Genomic DNA, 17,754 nt, shown 5'->3' with positions numbered 1-17,754 from the left:
GGCGCGGGTCGGCCCAGGATCATCCGGCTCGCCCGGCGGCGAGCGCGAGGGCGGTGTCGACGGCCTCGCGCGGGGTGCGGGTGCGTACCGAGTCCGTGATCGCGGCGCCGTCGGCGGTGGTGACTCGCCAGCCGCCGATCGAAACCACCGGCACGCCACGGTGGTTGGCGAGAGCCAGTTCGGAGAGGGTTCCCCAGGACCCGCCGACCACGATGACCACGTCGGCGGAGGAGACGAGGACGGCGTTCCGGGCTTCGCCCATGTTGGTGTACAGCACCGCGGACAGCCCGTCACAGACGCCGGCGCGGTCGGTATCGGGACGCACGCCGATCACCAGCCCGCCGGAGGCGGACGCCCCCTCGGTGACCGCGGCCATGACCCCCGTGCCGCCGCCGCAGAGCACCGTGGCGCCGGCCTCGGCGAGCAGTCGCCCGATCGCATGGGCGTTGGCCGTGTCGAGCTCGGTGCCGTGGCGGGGTCCGCAGACCGCGACCTGCGTGGCTACCACTCGTGCGACTCCTTCGACGTCGGACCGTGCAGGTGGTGATCAGGCTACTGCGCCGTGCGACTCCCGAGGGCCTCGCGTGACACGCCGGGGTCAGCGGAACTCGTCCGCGTGGGCCACCGCCCATCGGCGAGAGGTCCGAGGGGTCGGCCTGTCACCGCTTCGACGGTGAGGGTCCTGGTCGGTCGAACCGAGGCCGATGGTCGCGCGGCCGTAGTGGCCCGGTCGTGCCCACCGTCGAGGACTGCCTGCTCGAGGTCGGCCGTAACCGCGGTGTCTGGATCGCGCCCCGGCCGCTCGGCGCCGCGATGCCCGTCGGCGACCTGCGCTGGGTCCCGCTCACCGACGGCGAACCCTTCGACCTGGCCGTCGTCTGGGCCGACCACGCACCCCAGCCGCTGATCACCCGGCTCATCGCCGAGGTCCGCGCCGTCGTCGACGACGAGCGCCGCCACGATGCCGCCTAGCCGGAGCCGCACCGGACTCCCCTTCACTCGCGCGCGCGGGTGCCTCGGCGGCGGGTGCGGGTGGCGGTGACGGGGTCGGTCTCGGGCAGCGACCAGTGCTGGGCCAGTGCCAGGCTCGGCTCGCGGCCCGACGCCACGTGGTGGAAGGCGATGTGGGCGGCCGCGTCGGCGTCGCCCGCGGCGATGGCGGCGTAGAGGTCCTCGTGTTCGGCGCACTGCTCGCCGGGGTCGCGTTCCTTGGTCAGGTGGAAGAGCCAGCGGACACGGGATTCCAGCGGGCGCAGCATCGATTGCAGCAGCGGGTTGCCGCAGATGTCGACGATGACGGCGTGGAAGCCGGCGTTGGCGGCGGCGATCGCGGCCTGATCGCGGCGGGCGGTGGCGGCGCGGGCGGCGTCCAGTTGCGCGCGCAGGGCGGCGAGTTCGGCGGGGCCCGCGCGTTCGGCGGCCAGGCGGGCCGCCAGCACCTCGAGGCTTTCGCGGACGTCGAACAGGTCGCGGACGTCGGCGGTGGTGAACGGTGCCACGATCGCGCCCTGACGCGGGACGATCACCACCAGTCCTTCGGCGGCGAGCAGTTGCAGCGCCTCGCGCAGCGGGATGCGCGAGATCTCCAGTTCCGCGGCCAGATCGCGCTCGACGAGGCGCCGGCCGGGCAACAGGTCGAGTCCCACGATGCGCTCCCGCAATTCGGCGCACGCCCGGTCGCGCAGGGACTGCCTGGGCAGGTCGGTCTCGGCGTTCACGCTTCCCCTCTCCAGCATGCGATGACCCTCCACGGTAGCGACGTCTGATCGATCACGTTTCTTACGAATCGGTAATCCCGCCGTCACAGCCTGCCCGCACGCTCTTCCCTTAACGGTATACCGCTAAATGCGGTTCGTGGGATCGAGGAGCAACCGTGAACATCACCCTCCGGCGCGTCGCCGCCGTCGGCACCAGCGTCATCGCCGCCACCGCCCTGCTGGCCGGTTGCGGATCCTCCGACAGCGGCCCGGGCGGCGGCGCGCTCAGGGTCGGCGTGTTCTTCCCGGGATCGCTGTCGGACACCGGGTTCATGCAGTCGGGCTACCTCGGCTACCAGCGGGTGGCCCAGACCCTCGGCGACAAGGTGGAACTCAGCAAGGTCGAGCAGGTCGCGGCGGCCGACTACCAGCAGGCACTGGTCCGCTTCGCCTCCACCAACGACCTGGTCATCTCCCTCGGCGGCCAGACCGACGCCGACGTGCGCACGGTCGCCCCGCAGTTCCCGCACGTGAAGTTCGTCGAGATCGGCGGCCCTGCCGACGCGGTGCCGCTGGCCAACCTCGCCTACTACGACCCGCAGCAGGCCGAGGCGGAATTCCTCAGCGGCGCGGTCGCCGCGTCGGCCGCGGGCGGCAAGGCGGTCGCCTTCGTCGGCGGGGTCGAACTGCCCGCGATCGTCAACGCCGCCAAGGCATTCGGCAACGGGGCCCGCTTCGCGAAACCGGACGTCACCGTGCTGACGCCCCAGTATCTGGGCGACTTCAACGACCCGGCCAAGGCCAAGCAGGCCGCGCTGGCCGACTACGGCGCCGGCGCCGGGGTGCTCGGCCAGATCGTCAATCTCGGCAAGGCGGGCATGCAGCAGGCCGCCACCCAGGCCGGCGGCGCCATGGTCGGCGGGCCGATCCCCGGCGACTGCGCGGACCCCGCCTACGCCGGTTACGTGCACACCGACATCGGCGCCGAGGTCGAATACGCCGTGCGCGCGGCACTGGACGGGACCTGGCAGGCCGCCGCGGTGCGGTTCGGGCTGACCTCGCCCAACCACGGCACCGACTTCGTGCTGTGCAGCCGGGATCCCGCCGTCGCCGACGCGCTGTCCAGGGCGAAGTCCGCCCTGGCCGCCGGCACCGTCGCGCCCTACTGAGTCGCGATGCCTACCCCCGCACTGGAAACGAGCGGGCTGGGGAAGCGGTTCGGCGAGGTCGTCGCGCTGCGTGATGTCGACCTGCGCGTCGACCCCGGCACCGTGCACTGCGTCCTGGGCGAGAACGGCGCGGGCAAGTCCACGCTGTGCAACCTGGTGTTCGGCGGGATGCCCCCGAGCGCCGGGAGCATGCGGCTGGCCGGCGCGCCCTACCGTCCCGGCTCCCCCGCCGCGGCCATGGCCGCCGGGGTGGCGATGGTCCATCAGCACTTCAGCCTGGTGACCACCATGACCGCCGAGGAGAACCTGCTGCTGGCGCGGCCGGGAATCCGCCTGCGGCGCACGGAGTTGCGCGCCCGTGTCGCCGAGATCGCCGACCGCTACGGCCTGCGGATCGAACCCGACCGGACGGTCGCCGCGATGCCCGTGGGCGCCCGGCAGAAGGTCGAGATCGTCAAGGCGCTGCTCGGGGATCCCTCCCTGATCCTGCTCGACGAGCCGACCGGCGTGCTCGATCCCGCCGAGATCGATGCCCTGATCGCCACCTGCCGCCTGCTGGCCGACCACGGCAAGGCGGTCGTGCTGGTCACCCACAAGCTCGCCGAGGTGGCCCGGGTCGCCGACGCGGCGACCGTGCTGCGGCACGGGACGGTGTCCGGCGGCGGGCCGCTGTCGAGCACCGGCGTGCCCGCGTTGCTCACCGCCATGGTGGGGCGCGGGGTCGACCTGCTCGCCCCGGGCGTGGCCGCCACGCTGGGACTGGACGAGGTGGCGACCCCCACCGGGTCCGATGCCGGATCGGATGCGGCACCGGGCCACCCGGCGGCCACGTCCGCCCAGAGCGGCGACCGGGTCCCGATCCTGGACGTCACGGGGCTCCGGGCCACCCGGCCCGACGGCGCCGTCGCCCTGGACGCGGCGGACCTGCGGGTGTTCGCGGGCGAGATCGTCGGGATCGCCGGCGTCGAGGGGAACGGGCAGAGCGAGCTGGTGACCCTGCTCGCCGGCGGCGCCCGGCCCGAGGGCGGCACGGTGCGCCTCGCGGGCGCCGACATCACCACCGCCACCCCGGCGGCGCGCACCGCGCTGGGGCTCGGCGTGGTCCCCGAGGACCGGCACCGCGACGGCATGGTGGCCGGGATGTCGGTGGCGGAGAACCTGTTCCTCGGCGATCTCGCCCGGTTCCGCCGCTTCGGCCTGCTCGACCGCGCCGCGCTCGGGCGCGCCGCGCGGGCCGAACTGGAGCGCTTCGACGTGCGCGCCGCGGGCCCGTGGGCGCCGATGGGATCGCTCTCGGGCGGCAACCAGCAGAAGGTGGTGCTGGCCCGCGAGCTCTCGGTGCCCGGGCTGCGCTGCCTGGTCGCCGCGCAGCCGACGCGCGGACTCGACATCGGTGCCGTCGATTTCGTGCTCACCCGCCTGCGGGCCGCCGCGCGCGAGGGCCGCGCGGTGCTCGTGGTCTCCAGCGAGGTGCCCGAACTGCTGGCGCTGTGCGACCGCGTCCTCGTCGCCTACCGCGGCACCCTGCGCGGACCGGTGACCACCGCCGACGCCGGCGCCGCCGACCGGATCGGCGCGCTGATGACGGGGGTGGCGGCATGAGAGCCTTCCTCACCGCCCTCGCGGCCCTGCTGACCGCCGGGACGATCGGGCTGATCCTGGCCGCGCTGGCGGGCGCGGCACCGGCCGACGCCGTGACCGCCCTGTGGGACGGCATGGTCGGCACGAACTACGCCGTCGGCGCCTCGCTCAACGTCGCGGCCACCCTCATGCTCGTCGCGGCGGGGTTCACCATCGCGCACCGCGCGGGACTGGTCAATGTCGGTGGCGAGGGCCAGATCTGCGCGGGCGGCATCGCCGCCACCGCGGTCGGCACCACGCTCACCGGCGCGCCCGCGGCCGTCACCCTGCCCGCGGTCCTCGCCGCGGCCGCCGCGGCGGGCGGAGCCTGGGCGGGCATCGCGGCCTGGCTGCGGGTGCGCCGCGGCACGAGCGAGATCATCACCACGCTGCTGCTGAACTTCGTCGGCGCGGCCCTGGTGCTGCTGGTGGTGCACGAGCCCGCGCTGCTGCGCCAGCCGGTCACCTCCTCGGAGACCCTGCCGCAGTCCGCGCCGCTGACGCCCGCCGCGCGCCTGCCGCTGCTCGGGCTCGAACGCTCACCGGCCACCGTCGCGGTGTGGCTGGCCCTCGGTGTCGCCGTCGCGGTGGCGATCCTGTTGCGGCGCAGCGTCACCGGGGTCCGCCTCGACGCGGTGGGCCGCAACGCCGACGCCGCCGCCCGGCTCGGGCTGCCGGTGGACCGGCTGCGTTTCCTGAGCCTGTCGGCCGCCGGGGCGCTGTCCGGGCTCGCGGGCGGGTTGCTGGTCGGCACCGCGCCGTTCGTGCTGGCGGAGGGCTTCTCCTCCGGATTCGGCTTCTCCGGGCTGGTGGTCGGGCTGCTCGCGCGCGGGTCGATGACCGCGGTCGCGGCCGTGTCGCTGCTGCTGGGATTCCTCGTCTCCGGCGGCATCAACCTCCAGCTGGCCGCGGGCGTGCCCGCCTCGACGGTGTCGGTGGTGGAGTCGCTGCTCATCGTCCTCATCGCCGGCGCCGCGTTCTGGACGACCCGCCCGCGCGCCCCGAAACCCGCCCCGCCCCCGCCGGCTCCGGCCGGCCCCGAATCCGTCCCCGCGGGAGCCGCGTGATGAACCTCGACAATGTCACCGACATCACCGCCAGCGGCATCGGGTTCACCGTGCCGATCCTGGTCGCCGCGAGCGGTGAGCTGGTCTCCGAGCGGGCGGGCGTGCTCAACCTGAGCCTCGAGGCCATGATGCTCACCGGCGCCTTCGCCGGCGTGCTCGGCGCGGTGAGCACCGGCTCCCCGGTCCTCGGCACCGTGGCCGCCGTGCTGGCCGCGCTGGTCTTCGGTGCGCTGCAATCGATCTGGAGCATCGCCCTGCGCGCGGACCAGATCGTCGTCGGCATCGCGAGCAACGCGCTGGCGCTGGGCGCCACCACCTACGGCGCCCGCCTGCTGCTGGCCGACGGCCGGGGCCACGCCGTGCCCGGCTTCGCCACCTGGGACGTGCCGCTGCTGCACCGCGTCCCGGTGCTGGGGCCCGCGCTGTTCGCGCAGACGCCGCTGGGTTACCTGTGCCTGGCCGTGGTGGCGGTGCTCGGTCTCGCCTGCTCGCGCCGCACCAAGGCCGGGCTCGTGCTCGACGCCGTCGGCGAGGACGCCGTGGCCGCCGACCGAACCGGGCTGCCCGTCCGCGCCGCCCGCTACACAGGGGTCCTCGTGGCCGCGGGCGCGGCGGGGCTGGGCGGCGCGCAGCTCGCGCTCTCGGAGGTCCACGCGTTCAGCGACAACATGACCGGAGGCATCGGCTATCTCGCGGTGGTCGCGGTCATCGCGGGCCGCTGGCGCGCCCTCGGCGTGCTGTGGGCCTCGGTGTTCTTCGGGCTGGCCCAGGCGCTGCAGTTCGCGCTGCCCGCCCTCGGCGTCACCGTGCCGTTCGCGCTGCTGGTGATGCTGCCCTATCTCCTCGCGATCGTCGCGGTCAGCGGGCTCGTCGGCCGCAGCCGCGCGCCCCGCGACCTCACGGTGGCCTTCCACCGCGCGGCCTGAGCGCCGCCCCCGACAAGGAGCCACATGACCCTGATCCTGTCCCACTCCGACATCCGCGCCGTGCTCGACCGCGGCGAGGTGTACGAGGCGGTGGCCCGCGCCCACGCCGAACTGGCCGACGGCGCGGCGGCCGTGCCCGCGCCCCCGGCGGTCCGCGCGGGCGCCGCCGCCTTCGTCCCGATGGTGGCCGCCGCCGAGTCCGCGCGCGCCGCGGCGGTCAAGCTCCTCGCCGACCGGCCCGCCAACCACGAGCACGGCCTGCCCGTGCAGCGCTCGGCGATCCTGGTCGGCTCGGCCGAGGACGGCGGATGCGAGGCGCTGCTGGACGGCCGCCTCATCACCGCGGTCCGCACCGCGGCAGCCAGCGCGGTGGCCACCCGGCACCTGGCCCGCGCCGACAGCCGGGTCCTCGGGCTCGTCGGCGCGGGCGCCCTCGCCGTCGAACACACCCGGGCGCTGGCCGCGGTGACGGGCCTGGACCGCGTCCTGGTCTGGTCGCGCACGGCGACCACCCTCGACCGCTACCGCGCCGCCGTGGCCGAGCTGGGGATGACCGTGCGCGAGGCGGGGTCGCCGGAGGAGGTCACCCGGGGCGCCGAGGTGCTGTGCACGCTGACACCCTCGCGCGCGCCGATCGTGCACGGGGCCTGGTTCGCGCCCGGGCTGCACGTCAACGCGGTCGGGGCGCCCCCGCGCGCGGACCACCGCGAGGTCGACGGCGAGGCCATGCGGCGCGCGCGTGTCGTCGTCGACTCGGTGGCGACTACCCTGGCCGAATCCGGCGACACGCTCCTCGCCGTCGCCGAGGGCGCCATCACCACCGGCGACGTGCGGGTCGAACTCGGCGACGTGCTCACCGGGCGGGCGCCCGGACGCACCACCCCGCACGACATCACGCTGTACAACTCGGTGGGCATCGGCCTGCAGGATCTGGCCGCGGCCCGCCTCGTCATCGACAAGGCCCGCGCACTGGGCCTCGGAACGGAAGTGGACCTCAGCAGATGAGCGCAGACACCGACCGCACCCACCTCGTCCGTGCCGTCGAACTCGCCGGGCAGGCGGGCGACGCGGGTAACCGCCCGTTCGGCGCCGTCGTCGTCGACGCCGACGGTGCCGTCGTCGCCGAGGGCGAGAACACCGTCGCCGCCACCGGCGACCCGACCCGGCACGCCGAACTGGCCGCCGTCGCCGCCGCGACCGCGGCGGGCGAGATCGCGCGGCTGGCCGGGTCGACGGTCTACGCCAGCGGGGAGCCCTGCCCGATGTGCGCCGCGGCGATGGTGTGGGCGGGCGTGGCCCGCATCGTCTTCGCCGTGTCCGCCGCCGAATTCGGCGCGATCCTGCCACCGGACGGGCCGCTGTTCGCTCTGACCTGCGCCGAAGTGGCCGGATCGGCCGGCGTGCCGATCGAGGTCGCGGGCCCCGTCGGGGTGCCCGGCGCGCTCGCGGTGTTCGAGGAGTACGCCGCCCGGCGGTGACCGGGGTCACCACCGGCGCGCACCGGTTCCGATTGTGACCCGGCACAGGTTCCGATCACCCACGCGGCCAAGGCATTCCGCTGTGGTAGACATGGGGTGAGCGGGGGCCTGTGGGGGGCGCGGCGGGAACGGTGGGCCGATGACGAGACTGTTGCAGACACGGTCCCGGGCGATGCTTCCCGCGCGGAGCGCGCGCGTCTACGCCACCCTCACCGATCCCGGGACCTGGCTGCTGCACCCGCTGTGTACCGCCGTCGGCGCGGCGGCCGTCGCCGGCGAGCTGTGCCGCACCCGGATGCTGGTCGCGGGGCACCCGGTCGAGCTGAACTGGCGTGGCTACAGCGACCGCCCACCCGACCGCTGGGCGGTCACCGCGCGCACCGTGCTCCCGGCCGAACTCGGCGCGCTCGGCATGACGACCACGGTCATGTTCACCCTCGACGACACCCCGGAGGGCTGCGCGGTCAGCCGATCCGTACTCGTCGCGCTGGCCACCACCGGCGCGGTGCCACGGACCCTGCTCGACGCGGTCACCGACCCGGCGCCGAACGACGAGTTCCTGGCCGGGCTGGCTGCGTGCGTGGCCCGGCAGGCCCACGCACGCGGCTGAGTTCAGGCGGGGGCGGGGCCGAGATCGCGCTGTTCGGCGATCGCCGCGGGCGTGCCCGGCACCTTGGTTCCGCGCAGGGACACCCCGTTGGTCTCGACCAGGAAGCAGGCCGCGACGACGCCGACCGCGCAGGCGCCCAGCATGTAGAACGCGGGCACCAGGGTGTTACCGGTCGCCTGGATGACGCTCTCGTTGATCGCCGGCGCCGTGCCGCCGAACAGCGAGGTCGCGACGTTGTAGCCGATCGCGACACCGGCGAAGCGGACGATGGTCGGGAACATGGCCGGGAAGGTCGCCGAGATGGTCGCCAGCTGCGGCGCGTAGAGCACACCGAGAATGGCGAAGCCCGCGATCGCGCCGGTGAGCGAGGTCCCGATGAGCTGGTAGACCGGCACCACGGCGACCATCAGCGCCAGACACGAGAACAGCCACAGCGGCCTGCGGCCGACCCGGTCCGAGAGCGCCCCGAAGAACGGCAGCAGCACCAGGATCGCGAGCTGGCCGAACAGCGGGACCAGCAGCGCGTCCGACTCCGTCATGCCGATCGTCTTGCCCAGGTAGGTCGGGGTGTAGCTCAGCAGCGTGTAGTTGACCACGTTGAGCGCGATGACCAGGCCGAACAGTGTCAGCACCGGCCGCAGGTACTTGGTCAGCAGGTCGCGGTAGACCGTGCCCGCGGTCTCGGTCTCGCCCTGCTCGTCGCATTCGCGGAACACCGGGGTGTCCTGCACCCGGCTGCGCAGGTACATGCCGATCAGGCCGAGCGGTGCGGCGACAAGGAACGGCAGGCGCCAGCCCCAGGACTGCATGGTCGCATCGTCGAGCACGTTGACCAGCAGCAGCGCCAGGGCGTTGCCGAGGGTGAACCCGGTGATGGTGCCGACCTCGAGGAAGCTGCCGTAGAACCCGCGCCTGCGGTCGGGGGCGTACTCGGCCATGAAGGTCGCCGCCCCGCCGTACTCGCCACCCGCCGAGAGCCCCTGCACCATGCGCAACACGTAGAGCAGGATCGGCGCGGCGATGCCGATGGTCTCGTAGCTGGGGATCAGGCCGACCGCGAGCGTCGAGGACGCCATCAGCACGATGGTCGTGGCCAGCACCCGGCGGCGGCCGATCCGGTCGCCGAGCGGGCCCCAGATGATGCCGCCGATCGGGCGGATCAGGAAGGACACGGCGAAGCCGAGCAGGGTGTAGATCACCCCGGCGCCCTCGTCACCGCCCGGGAACAGCGCCGCGGCGATGTGGGTGGCGAGATAGGCGTAGACGCCGTAGTCGAACCACTCGACCGCGTTGCCGATCGCGGACGCGCCGATGGCCCGGTGCAGGACGGAGCGCGGCACCTCGCGGTCCGACGCTTCGGTTTTCACAGACATGTGTTCCCCTCGTTCGTCCCCCGAAGGCTTCCCGATCGTTTGCCGGGCAAACTGTTCGCCACGAAACCGTAATCCGCCGATCGGTCCAGTTCCGGCCGACCGGCTCTTTCCACGAAGTCCAGTTGTGGGGAAGCTGGGGCGATGATGTTGCGCCGTCTCCTCGCCCTCTACGCGGGCCTGTGGCTGTACGGGACGTCGATGGCGGTGATGATCCGGGCCGGGCTCGGGCTCGACCCGTGGGACGTCTTCCACCAGGGCGTCGCCCGGCACACCGACCTGAGCTTCGGCACGGTCACCGCGATCACCGGCGCCCTGGTCCTGCTGTTCTGGATCCCGCTCCGGCAGCGCCCCGGCCTGGGCACCGTCAGCAACGTCGTGGTCGTCGCGGTCGCGGTCGACGCCGGCCTGCGCCTGCTGCCCGCCGCCCAGTCGCTGCCGGTCCAGGTCGCGGCGATGGCGGCGGCCGTGGTCGCCAACGCGGCCGCCACCGTGCTCTACATCGGCGCGGGCATGGGCCCCGGACCCCGCGATGGCCTGATGACTGGACTGGTCGCCCGGACCGGGTGGCCGGTGTGGTCGGTCCGGACCGGAATCGAGGCGACCGTGCTGGCCGTCGGCTTCCTGCTCGGCGGCAGTGTGGGCATCGCCACGGTGGTCTACGCCTTCGGGATCGGCCCGCTCATCGGCCTGATGATCCCGCTGGTCGAGGGCAGATTGCCCGGTTTCGCCGCGGCCGGGCCCCGCCGCGAGCCGGTACCGGCCTGATCACGCCTTGCCACCACGCCTTGGCGAAAGGCGCCGCACGCGCGCAGAATCGGCAGGAGACCCGACCTCGGCGACCCCACCGGGAGGTACGCGATGACCAGTCCCCACCGCCGCGCCGCCTGCGCCGCCGCACTCGCCGCCGTGACGGCCGCGACCCTGGCCAGCTGCGGCTCCGACGAGGAGACCCCGACCCCGCCACCCCCGCCACCGGTCACGACGGCCTCGGCCGACGACCTCTGCGGGATGATGCGCTCCCAGGTGGGCGACTGGCAGGCACTCGGGCAGACCAGTGCCCGCATCGGCTTCACCGGAACCATGACGCTGTGGACCCGCAACGGCAACGACGCCGCCAACGTCGCCCGCGACCGGGGCGTGGTCGACGACATCACCGCCCGGCAGTGCCCCGAGCTGCGCCGGAAAACGATCACCGCGGTCGGCACCCCCGACCTCGCGACGGCGCTGGGCGGGTTCTGACCCCGCGCCCGGTTCAGTTCCTGCGCAAGGTCGCGCGGATCAGTTCCTGCGCAAGGTCGCCTGGATCAGTTCTTGCGCAAGGTCGCCCGGATCGAGCCGATCGGGCTCGGCGTGACGTAGCCGAGGGTGCCGTCGGCGCGCAGGGACAGGGTGGAGGTCTGGCCGTCGTCCATGCAGTTCGCGCCGCCGGTGAGCCGCGCGGTGAGCACGATGTTCGTGTCGGCGACCGCGGTGAGCGTCTCGGCCCGCGCGCAGGTCGAGCCCGACAGCGCCCCGGTGTTGGACGAGGTGCCGACCTCGCTGCCGACCTCGCCCGCGCGCAGGGTGACGGTGATGGCGAAGGTGGCCAGCCCGTCGCTGCCGTTGCCGGTCCAGGTGCCCGCGTATCCGTCGGGCAGCGAGCCCGCCGCGCCGGGCGCGCTCGGCGGCGGCGCGCTCATCGCGGGTCCGGCGCTGCCGCGCTGGGACAGCCACACTCCCCCGCCGACCGCGATCGCGGCCGTGAGTACCAGCACGCCGACCACCGCGGCGATCAGGCCGACGGGCCGCCGGCGCGCCCGCGCGGACCCGGCGGGGACGAGGGTCGGGGTGGCGGCCGCCGGATCGGTCTGTGCCGCAAGGGGATACGACCACCCGCCGGGCGCCCCGACGCCGGTCGTCTGCGGCCGAACCGGGTCCCCGCCGGGCGCGCCGTGACTTGTCGTGTGCGATCGTTCCGGTTCCCTGGCGGACGCGGGCGCCAACCCGGCTGATGCGTCGGCGCCGAGCGGCCGGGCTTCGGTCGCGGACGGAAACCGCTCGACCGCACCGGAGGCCGGGCCGGCGGCACCGGGACGCGGGGTGGCCGGCACGGAGCGGTAGCCGTCCGGGTCGGTGCTCGCGGACGGGCCGCGGTAGCCGGCGGGCGGCGTGGTCCAGCCGACCGGTCCGCCGCTCCGGCCGTCGGCGCCGGCCGGAACACCCGGTCCCGCAGCGGTTCCCGGCCACCGCGCGCTCACCGTCGGTCCGGGGGGCGGATTCAGCGCCGGGTCGGTGTCGAGGTCGAGCAGCGAGACCGCCGCGCGGCTGACCTGTTCGAGGATCGACGGCGGCAGCCAGCCGGCGGCCGCCACGGGGCCGAGGGCCGAGACCGCGGCCACGATCTCCGCGGGGGCGGGACGCGCGGCCGGATCGGCGGCGAAACAGGCGGTGAGCAAGGGGCGCAGGGCTTCCGGGACGCCGGAGACGTCGGCGGGCTGATGCAGGACACGGAACAGCTTGGCCGCCATCGGGCCGTCGCCGTAGGGGCCGGTGCCGGTCGCGGCGTAGACGACGACCGCCGCCAGGGCGAACACGTCCCCTGGCGGTCCGACGGGGCCGTCGCCGGTGACCTGTTCGGGACTCATGAAACCGGGCGTGCCGATGATGTTGCCGGTCTCGGTGAGCACGCTGTCGTCGGTGGCGCGGGCGATACCGAAGTCGATGACGCGCGGACCGTCCACGGTCAGCAGCACGTTCGAGGGCTTGAGGTCGCGATGCACGACCCCGGCGGCGTGGACCGCGACCAGGGCACGCGCCAGCCCGGCGGTGAGCACGCGCAGCGCCGGTTCGGGCAGCGGGCCGTGCTCGTCGACCGCGTCGCGCAGCGACGGGCCGGCGACGTAGGCCGTGGCCAGCCAGGGGAACTCGCCCTCGGTCTCGGCATCGAGCAGCGGCACGGTGTGGTCCCCACCGACACGGCGCGCCGCGGCGACCTCGCGCGCGAAACGCCGCCGGAACCCGGTGTCGTCGGCCAGCTCGGGCCGCACCACCTTCACCGCGACCGTCCGGCCGCCCGCACTGCGGCCCAGATACACCTTGCCCATGCCCCCGGCGCCCAGCACGCCGAGCAACCGGTACGGTCCGATGCCCGGCGGGTCGCCGACTCCCAGCGGCCGCATGTCGAGCACCTCGTTCCCCGCGCCGTTACCGGCCACCGCGCGTGGCCGGGACGCACTGGCACGTTACCCGGCCCCGCGCGACCTTTCATCCCGCAGCCGGCCGAGACCTCGACCTGCCACCACCGGCCGTTCGACGGCCCGTCAGCCGCGCGCTGCGCCCTCCGGCCAGACGATGTCCACCGGAACGCCGGTCGCGCGCGCCAGCTCCACCACGGTCCCGGTGCCCGCGCGCCGGGCGGCCTGCCCGTCCCAGACCGCGATCATCCGATCGACGTCCCCGACCAGCACGGCGTTGGCGGCCTCGTACGCCTCGTGCCCGGCGCTGTCGAAGCCCATCACCCGCACCTTCGCGGCCCGCGCGATCAGCGCGTCGAACTGAGCGACGTGCTCGGGCTTCACCTTCGCCTCGCGGTAGTCCCGTGACGGCAGCACCACCTCGAGCCGGCCACCCGCCGCCAGGACCGCTTCGGCGAACACACTGTCGGCGCCGGTCTCGCAGGCACAGCGGGTTTCCGTGTGCGCCGTGGATCGCCGAGACGGTCTGACGCCGGCGCCGCGTCGCTACCGGGCGCGGTGCCGGGTGCGGTCCACACTGGACGCGTGGACACCGAATCCCCCGATCCCGCACCGGTGCCGGGTGCGCGATCGCGGATGCCGGAGTGGCTGCCGAGGGCGATGGCGCTCGCCCTGGTGTTCTTCGGGTTGTTCCTGCTGGCGGACTGGGCCTTCGACCGGTTGACCGGCATCGCGACGATGCTGCTCGTCGCGTTCTTCGTCGCCCTGGCCATGGAGCCCGCGGTGGCGGCGCTGGCCCGGCGCGGGGTGCCGCGCGGCCTGGCCACGGCCCTGGTGTTCCTGGTGACCTTCCTGTGCGTGCTGGCGTTCCTGGCCGCGCTGGTGACCCTGCTGGTGGAGACCGCCACCAATCTGGTGCACGAGACGCCCCGGCTGCTCGACGAGGGCATCGGCTGGGTCAATCGCAGCTTCGGCCAGCACTTCACCCTGCGCGACCTGAACCAGCGGCTGCTGCAGGAGTCCAGCGTGCTCGAGGGGTACGCGCGCACCGCCGCCGACAACGCCTGGGGCGTGTCGACGACCGTGCTCGGCGGGCTGGCGCAGGTGCTGACCATCGCCATCTTCAGCATCTACCTCACCGCGGGTGGGCCGAAGGTGCGGCGCACGGTGTGCTCGCTGCTGCCACCCCCGCGTCAGCGGACCTTCCTGCACGCCTGGGATCTGGCCATCGACAAGACCGGCGGCTATCTCTACTCGCGGCTGCTGCTCGCGGTGGTGTCGGCGGTCGCGCACGGGGTGTTCCTGGCGCTGCTCGGCATCCCGGACGCGATCGCCCTCGGCATCTGGTTCGGCGTGATCGCCTCGTTCATCCCGACGGTGGGCACCTATCTGGCCGCGATCCTGCCGGTGTTCGTGGCGCTGACGGTCGATCCGCTCGACGCGGTGTGGATCATCCTGTTCGCGGTGGTCTACCAGTGGTTCCAGGACTATGTGCTGCAACCGCGGATCACCGCGCGCACCGTGGACGTCAACGCCGCCATCGCCCTGCTCGCGGTGCTGGCCGGCGGCGCGCTGCTCGGCGCGGTGGGCGCGCTGCTGGCCATTCCGGCCACCGCGACGGTGCAGGCCTTCGTCTCCGAGTACGTGAAACGCTATGCGGTGACCGAGGATCCGCGCATCGACCAGACGGCGCCGCGCAAGGGCCGCACGGACGAACGGGAGTGAACCTCAGTCCTTCGGCCTGCGCAACTCGGTGACCGCGAGCCGGGCGGTCTCGGCGATCGCCGCGTCCACCACCGCCAGCTGCGGTTCGGCGCGGGCGGCGCGGGTGAACACCGCGACCGCGACCGGGTGCTCGCCCGGGAACTCCACCACCGCGACCTCGTTGCGGATGGCGCCGATGGTGCCGGTCTTGCCCGCCACCCGCACCCCCGGATACGGGAACCCCGCCGCGATCCGGTGCGGCCACACCTGCGCGCCCATCACCTCGCGCACGGTCGCGGTGCCCGCCGGGGACAGCACCGCGCCGGTCCAGAGGGCGCGCAGGAAGCGGGTCATCTCCTCGGGCGTGGTGGCGCTGGCGTAGGCCGGGTCGTAGGCCGAGACGGTGTGCGCCTCCTCGTTGCCCGCCAGCGCGGCGAACGCCTCGGCGGTGGTGTGACTGTCGGTGTCGCGGACCAGGCTCTCGTGGACCTGGGCCATCCCGCCGACCACGCGGGTCGCGGTGAGGCCCTGTTCGGCGGCCAGCGCCGCGACGGCGGCGGGTCCGACGAGGTCGAGCAGGATGTCGGCGGCGGCGTTGTCGGAGACGGTCATCATCGAGGCGGCCAGGTCGCGCAGGCTCAGGGTGACCGGGTCGCGCAGGGCCGCGAGGCCGGTCGGGCCCGGCGTGCAGCGGGCGGGGTCGACGGTGAGCCGGGCTCTCGGGTCCAGCGCGCCCTGGTCGACCAGGCGGCAGTAGGCGGTGAAGACCAGCAGCTTGTAGACCGAGGCCGTGACGACCCGCTCGCGGCCGCCGAGGTCGACCTCCCCGTCCGGCCCGCCGCAGCGGCGCGCGTGCAGCCATCCGGTGCAGCCCGCGTCGGCGAACACCGCGCGGATGCGCTCGGTGACGAGGCCGGTCATCGCAGGCGCTCGCGCAACAGGGCCCGGTCGAGCACGGCCGCCTCGCTCTCGGCGCCGGGCCCGGCCACGATCCGGACCCGCAGCGCCGTCTCGCGGGGCGCGATGCTCACCCAGGCGACGCCCGGCACGGGGGTCGGCGGGCTCGCGCTCCAGCCGAAGCTGGTGCCCGCGGCGACGGCGGCCAGCACGGCCCGCTCGTCGGGGGCGGCGACCGTGTCGACCTCGAGGCCACGGGCCCGCAACAGGTCGATCAGGGTGTCGTGACCGGGCGGATTGGCGGTGCGCGGCGCCGTGGCCAGGGTCAGCCCGGCCAGCATACGGAACGCGGGCTGCTCGGCGGAGGCGATGCGGTGTCCCGCGGGGACGACCAGCCGCCGCGGCAGGGCGATCACCGGACCCGCGGTGACCCCCTCGAGCAACGCGGGATGCTCGACCACGGCCAGATCGCACAGGCCCGCACGGACATCGGCGATCAGCTCGGCGGTGCCGCCCGAGCGGGTGGTCACCCGCGTGCCGGGCTCGCTCGCGGCGAGCGCGGCCGCGCAGCCGGCGACCAGGGTGTCGGGCAGCGCGGTGGTGGCGCCCCAGCGGACGGCGCCGCGGGCGCCCGCGATCCGCCGCGCCTCGGCGTGGAAGCGGTCGGCGTCGTCGACGAGCAGCCGGGCCCGGGGCAGCAGCCGCGCGCCCGCGGCGGTGAGGACCGCGCCCTGACGCGTGCGGTGCACCAGGTCGACGCCGAGGTCCTGCTCGAGGCGGCGCAGTCCCTGCGACAGCGGCGGCTGGGTCATGTGCAGCGCCGACGCCGCCCGCCCGAAATGTCCCTCCTCGGCGACCGCGACGAAGAACCGGAGATGGCGCAGCAGATCCATGCGCGCCATTCAACCAGCGCGGCGACCGGCGGCCGGTCGCGCGCGATCGCGACCCGATCCGGCCAGCGGCGATAGCGGATGCGACCCGGACACGCCTCGCCCGCATATTGGCCCCGCCGCCGCCCCGGATGCTCTGCTGTGCCGATGACCTCACTACCCCTGCCCGCCCGCCTGCTCCCGGTTGTCGTCCTGGCCGCCGCCCTGACCGCCTGCGCCGAACCGGCCGCGCCCGCCGCCCCCGACACCGCCGCCCCGGCGGCGGGCACGCCCGGTTTCGCCCGCCTCGAGACCGAACACGGCGCCCGGCTCGGCGTCTTCGCCGTGGACACCGGCAGCGGCCGCACCGTCGCCTACCGCCCCGACGAACGCTTCCCCATCGCCTCGACGTTCAAGGGCCTGGCCTGCGGCGCCCTGCTGGACGAGCACCCCCTGTCCTCGGGCTGGTTCGACCAGCGGATCACCTACGGCGCGGACGAGCTCGTCGCCAACTCCCCCGTCACCGCCCAGCACGTCGACACCGGCATGACCGTCGCCGAACTCTGCCACGCCGCGATCACCGCCTCGGACAACACCGCGGGCAATCAGATCCTCGAATTGCTCGGCGGCCCGGCCGGTTTCACCGCCCGCCTGCGGACGCTGGGCGATCAGGTGACACGGCTGGACCGCTGGGAGACCGAGCTCAACACCGCGATCCCCGGCGACGACCGGGACACCACCACCGCGGCCGCCCTCGCCGCGGACTACCGCGCCCTGGCCGTCGGCGACGCCCTGGCCGAACCCGAACGCGCGCAATTGAACTCGTGGCTGCTCGCCAGCACCACCGGCGCCGCCCGCATCAAGGCCGGGCTGCCCGCGGATTGGCGGGTCGGGGACAAGACCGGAACCCCGGCCTACGGCTCGGCGCTCGACGTCGCGGTGGCCTGGCCGCCCGGGCGTGCGCCCCTGGTGATCGCGGTGCTCACCACGAAACCGCAGGCCGACGCCGAACCGGACAACGCCCTGGTCGCGGCCGCCGCCCGCGAGGCCGAGGCCGCGCTGCGCTGAGGGTCAGGCCCGCACCCAGCGCGGGGTGTCCGCCGCACCGGGCTCGGCGGGCACCAGCCGCCCGGACTCGACGGCGAGCGCGTGCATCCATGTGCCCGCCATC

The 17,754-nt window shown here is 74.4% G+C and carries 19 protein-coding genes; 12 read left to right on the top strand and 7 right to left on the bottom strand.

From position 1 onward, the window contains the following. Nucleotides 1-19: 19 nt before the first annotated feature. On the bottom strand, nucleotides 20-508 hold the full coding sequence (locus ON36_RS10610) for an SLOG cluster 4 domain-containing protein (protein WP_043650822.1): 489 nt from the start codon (nucleotides 506-508) through the stop codon (nucleotides 20-22). Nucleotides 509-732: 224 nt separating this feature from the next. Between ON36_RS10610 and ON36_RS10605 the strand changes: the two genes are divergently transcribed. Then, a complete protein-coding gene (locus tag ON36_RS10605) occupies nucleotides 733-972 on the top strand; it encodes a hypothetical protein (RefSeq protein ID WP_043650820.1) in 240 nt (79 codons plus the stop codon). 23 nt (nucleotides 973-995) lie between these two features. On the opposite strand, the gene ON36_RS10600 is transcribed toward ON36_RS10605, so the two are convergent. Then, nucleotides 996-1,736, bottom strand: a complete 741-nt coding sequence (locus ON36_RS10600; protein ID WP_085999602.1) for a GntR family transcriptional regulator — start codon at nucleotides 1,734-1,736, stop codon at nucleotides 996-998. A gap of 137 nt (nucleotides 1,737-1,873) precedes the next feature. Between ON36_RS10600 and ON36_RS10595 the strand changes: the two genes are divergently transcribed. From ON36_RS10595 to ON36_RS10565, 7 genes are all read left to right on the top strand, one after another. Then, on the top strand, nucleotides 1,874-2,866 hold the full coding sequence (locus ON36_RS10595; protein WP_043650818.1) for a BMP family ABC transporter substrate-binding protein: 993 nt from the start codon (nucleotides 1,874-1,876) through the stop codon (nucleotides 2,864-2,866). A gap of 6 nt (nucleotides 2,867-2,872) precedes the next feature. Next, nucleotides 2,873-4,468, top strand: a complete 1,596-nt coding sequence (locus ON36_RS10590; RefSeq protein WP_043650817.1) for an ABC transporter ATP-binding protein — start codon at nucleotides 2,873-2,875, stop codon at nucleotides 4,466-4,468. Further along, nucleotides 4,465-5,553: an ABC transporter permease gene (locus ON36_RS10585; protein WP_052313849.1), complete on the top strand. Its 1,089-nt coding sequence runs from the start codon at nucleotides 4,465-4,467 to the stop codon at nucleotides 5,551-5,553. The genes ON36_RS10590 and ON36_RS10585 overlap by 4 nt, the downstream gene beginning before the upstream one ends. Continuing rightward, nucleotides 5,553-6,479 (top strand): ABC transporter permease, encoded by a 927-nt coding sequence (locus ON36_RS10580; RefSeq protein ID WP_043650815.1) that lies wholly within the window; start codon nucleotides 5,553-5,555, stop codon nucleotides 6,477-6,479. The genes ON36_RS10585 and ON36_RS10580 overlap by 1 nt, the downstream gene beginning before the upstream one ends. Nucleotides 6,480-6,503: 24 nt before the next feature. After that, the gene (locus tag ON36_RS10575; RefSeq protein WP_043650813.1) at nucleotides 6,504-7,484 is read left to right on the top strand and encodes an ornithine cyclodeaminase family protein; all 981 of its coding nucleotides are present in this window, start codon (nucleotides 6,504-6,506) and stop codon (nucleotides 7,482-7,484) included. After that, the gene (locus ON36_RS10570; protein WP_043650811.1) at nucleotides 7,481-7,957 is read left to right on the top strand and encodes a deaminase; all 477 of its coding nucleotides are present in this window, start codon (nucleotides 7,481-7,483) and stop codon (nucleotides 7,955-7,957) included. Before ON36_RS10575 ends, ON36_RS10570 begins: the two co-directional genes overlap by 4 nt. Before the next feature lie 139 nt (nucleotides 7,958-8,096). Beyond that, a complete protein-coding gene (locus ON36_RS10565; RefSeq protein WP_157224836.1) occupies nucleotides 8,097-8,567 on the top strand; it encodes a hypothetical protein in 471 nt (156 codons plus the stop codon). A 2-nt stretch (nucleotides 8,568-8,569) separates the two neighbouring features. Here ON36_RS10565 and ON36_RS10560 read toward each other — a convergent pair whose 3' ends face one another. Further along, nucleotides 8,570-9,940, bottom strand: a complete 1,371-nt coding sequence (locus ON36_RS10560) for an MFS transporter (protein ID WP_043650807.1) — start codon at nucleotides 9,938-9,940, stop codon at nucleotides 8,570-8,572. Between the two features lie 141 nt (nucleotides 9,941-10,081). On the opposite strand from ON36_RS10560, the gene yczE reads away from it, so the two are divergent. Next, on the top strand, nucleotides 10,082-10,705 hold the full coding sequence (yczE, locus tag ON36_RS10555) for a membrane protein YczE (RefSeq protein WP_043650804.1): 624 nt from the start codon (nucleotides 10,082-10,084) through the stop codon (nucleotides 10,703-10,705). Nucleotides 10,706-10,798: 93 nt separating this feature from the next. After that, nucleotides 10,799-11,179 (top strand): hypothetical protein, encoded by a 381-nt coding sequence (locus ON36_RS10550; protein ID WP_052313848.1) that lies wholly within the window; start codon nucleotides 10,799-10,801, stop codon nucleotides 11,177-11,179. Between the two features lie 65 nt (nucleotides 11,180-11,244). Here the strand turns inward: ON36_RS10550 and ON36_RS10545 are convergent, their stop codons facing one another. Together ON36_RS10545 and ON36_RS10540 are read right to left on the bottom strand one after the other, a co-directional pair. Then, the gene (locus tag ON36_RS10545) at nucleotides 11,245-13,098 is read right to left on the bottom strand and encodes a protein kinase domain-containing protein (protein WP_043650986.1); all 1,854 of its coding nucleotides are present in this window, start codon (nucleotides 13,096-13,098) and stop codon (nucleotides 11,245-11,247) included. Between the two features lie 141 nt (nucleotides 13,099-13,239). Next, nucleotides 13,240-13,575, bottom strand: a complete 336-nt coding sequence (locus ON36_RS10540; protein ID WP_052313846.1) for a hypothetical protein — start codon at nucleotides 13,573-13,575, stop codon at nucleotides 13,240-13,242. Between the two features lie 123 nt (nucleotides 13,576-13,698). Here ON36_RS10540 and ON36_RS10535 point away from each other — a divergent pair, with 123 nt between their 5' ends. Further along, a complete protein-coding gene (locus ON36_RS10535) occupies nucleotides 13,699-14,838 on the top strand; it encodes an AI-2E family transporter (protein WP_245558028.1) in 1,140 nt (379 codons plus the stop codon). A 3-nt stretch (nucleotides 14,839-14,841) separates the two neighbouring features. Here the strand turns inward: ON36_RS10535 and ON36_RS10530 are convergent, their stop codons facing one another. Further along, a complete protein-coding gene (locus tag ON36_RS10530) occupies nucleotides 14,842-15,738 on the bottom strand; it encodes a serine hydrolase (protein ID WP_043650803.1) in 897 nt (298 codons plus the stop codon). Then, nucleotides 15,735-16,616, bottom strand: a complete 882-nt coding sequence (locus ON36_RS10525; RefSeq protein ID WP_174377558.1) for a LysR family transcriptional regulator — start codon at nucleotides 16,614-16,616, stop codon at nucleotides 15,735-15,737. The genes ON36_RS10530 and ON36_RS10525 overlap by 4 nt, the downstream gene beginning before the upstream one ends. 135 nt (nucleotides 16,617-16,751) lie before the next feature. On the opposite strand from ON36_RS10525, the gene bla reads away from it, so the two are divergent. Next, on the top strand, nucleotides 16,752-17,651 hold the full coding sequence (gene bla / locus ON36_RS10520; protein WP_052313844.1) for a class A beta-lactamase: 900 nt from the start codon (nucleotides 16,752-16,754) through the stop codon (nucleotides 17,649-17,651). Nucleotides 17,652-17,754 lie beyond the last annotated feature (103 nt).

This window comes from Nocardia thailandica NBRC 100428 (assembly GCF_000308795.1).
GTDB classification, from domain to species: Bacteria; Actinomycetota; Actinomycetes; order Mycobacteriales; family Mycobacteriaceae; genus Nocardia; species Nocardia thailandica.
This window is presented reverse-complemented; position numbering and strand designations above follow the sequence as displayed.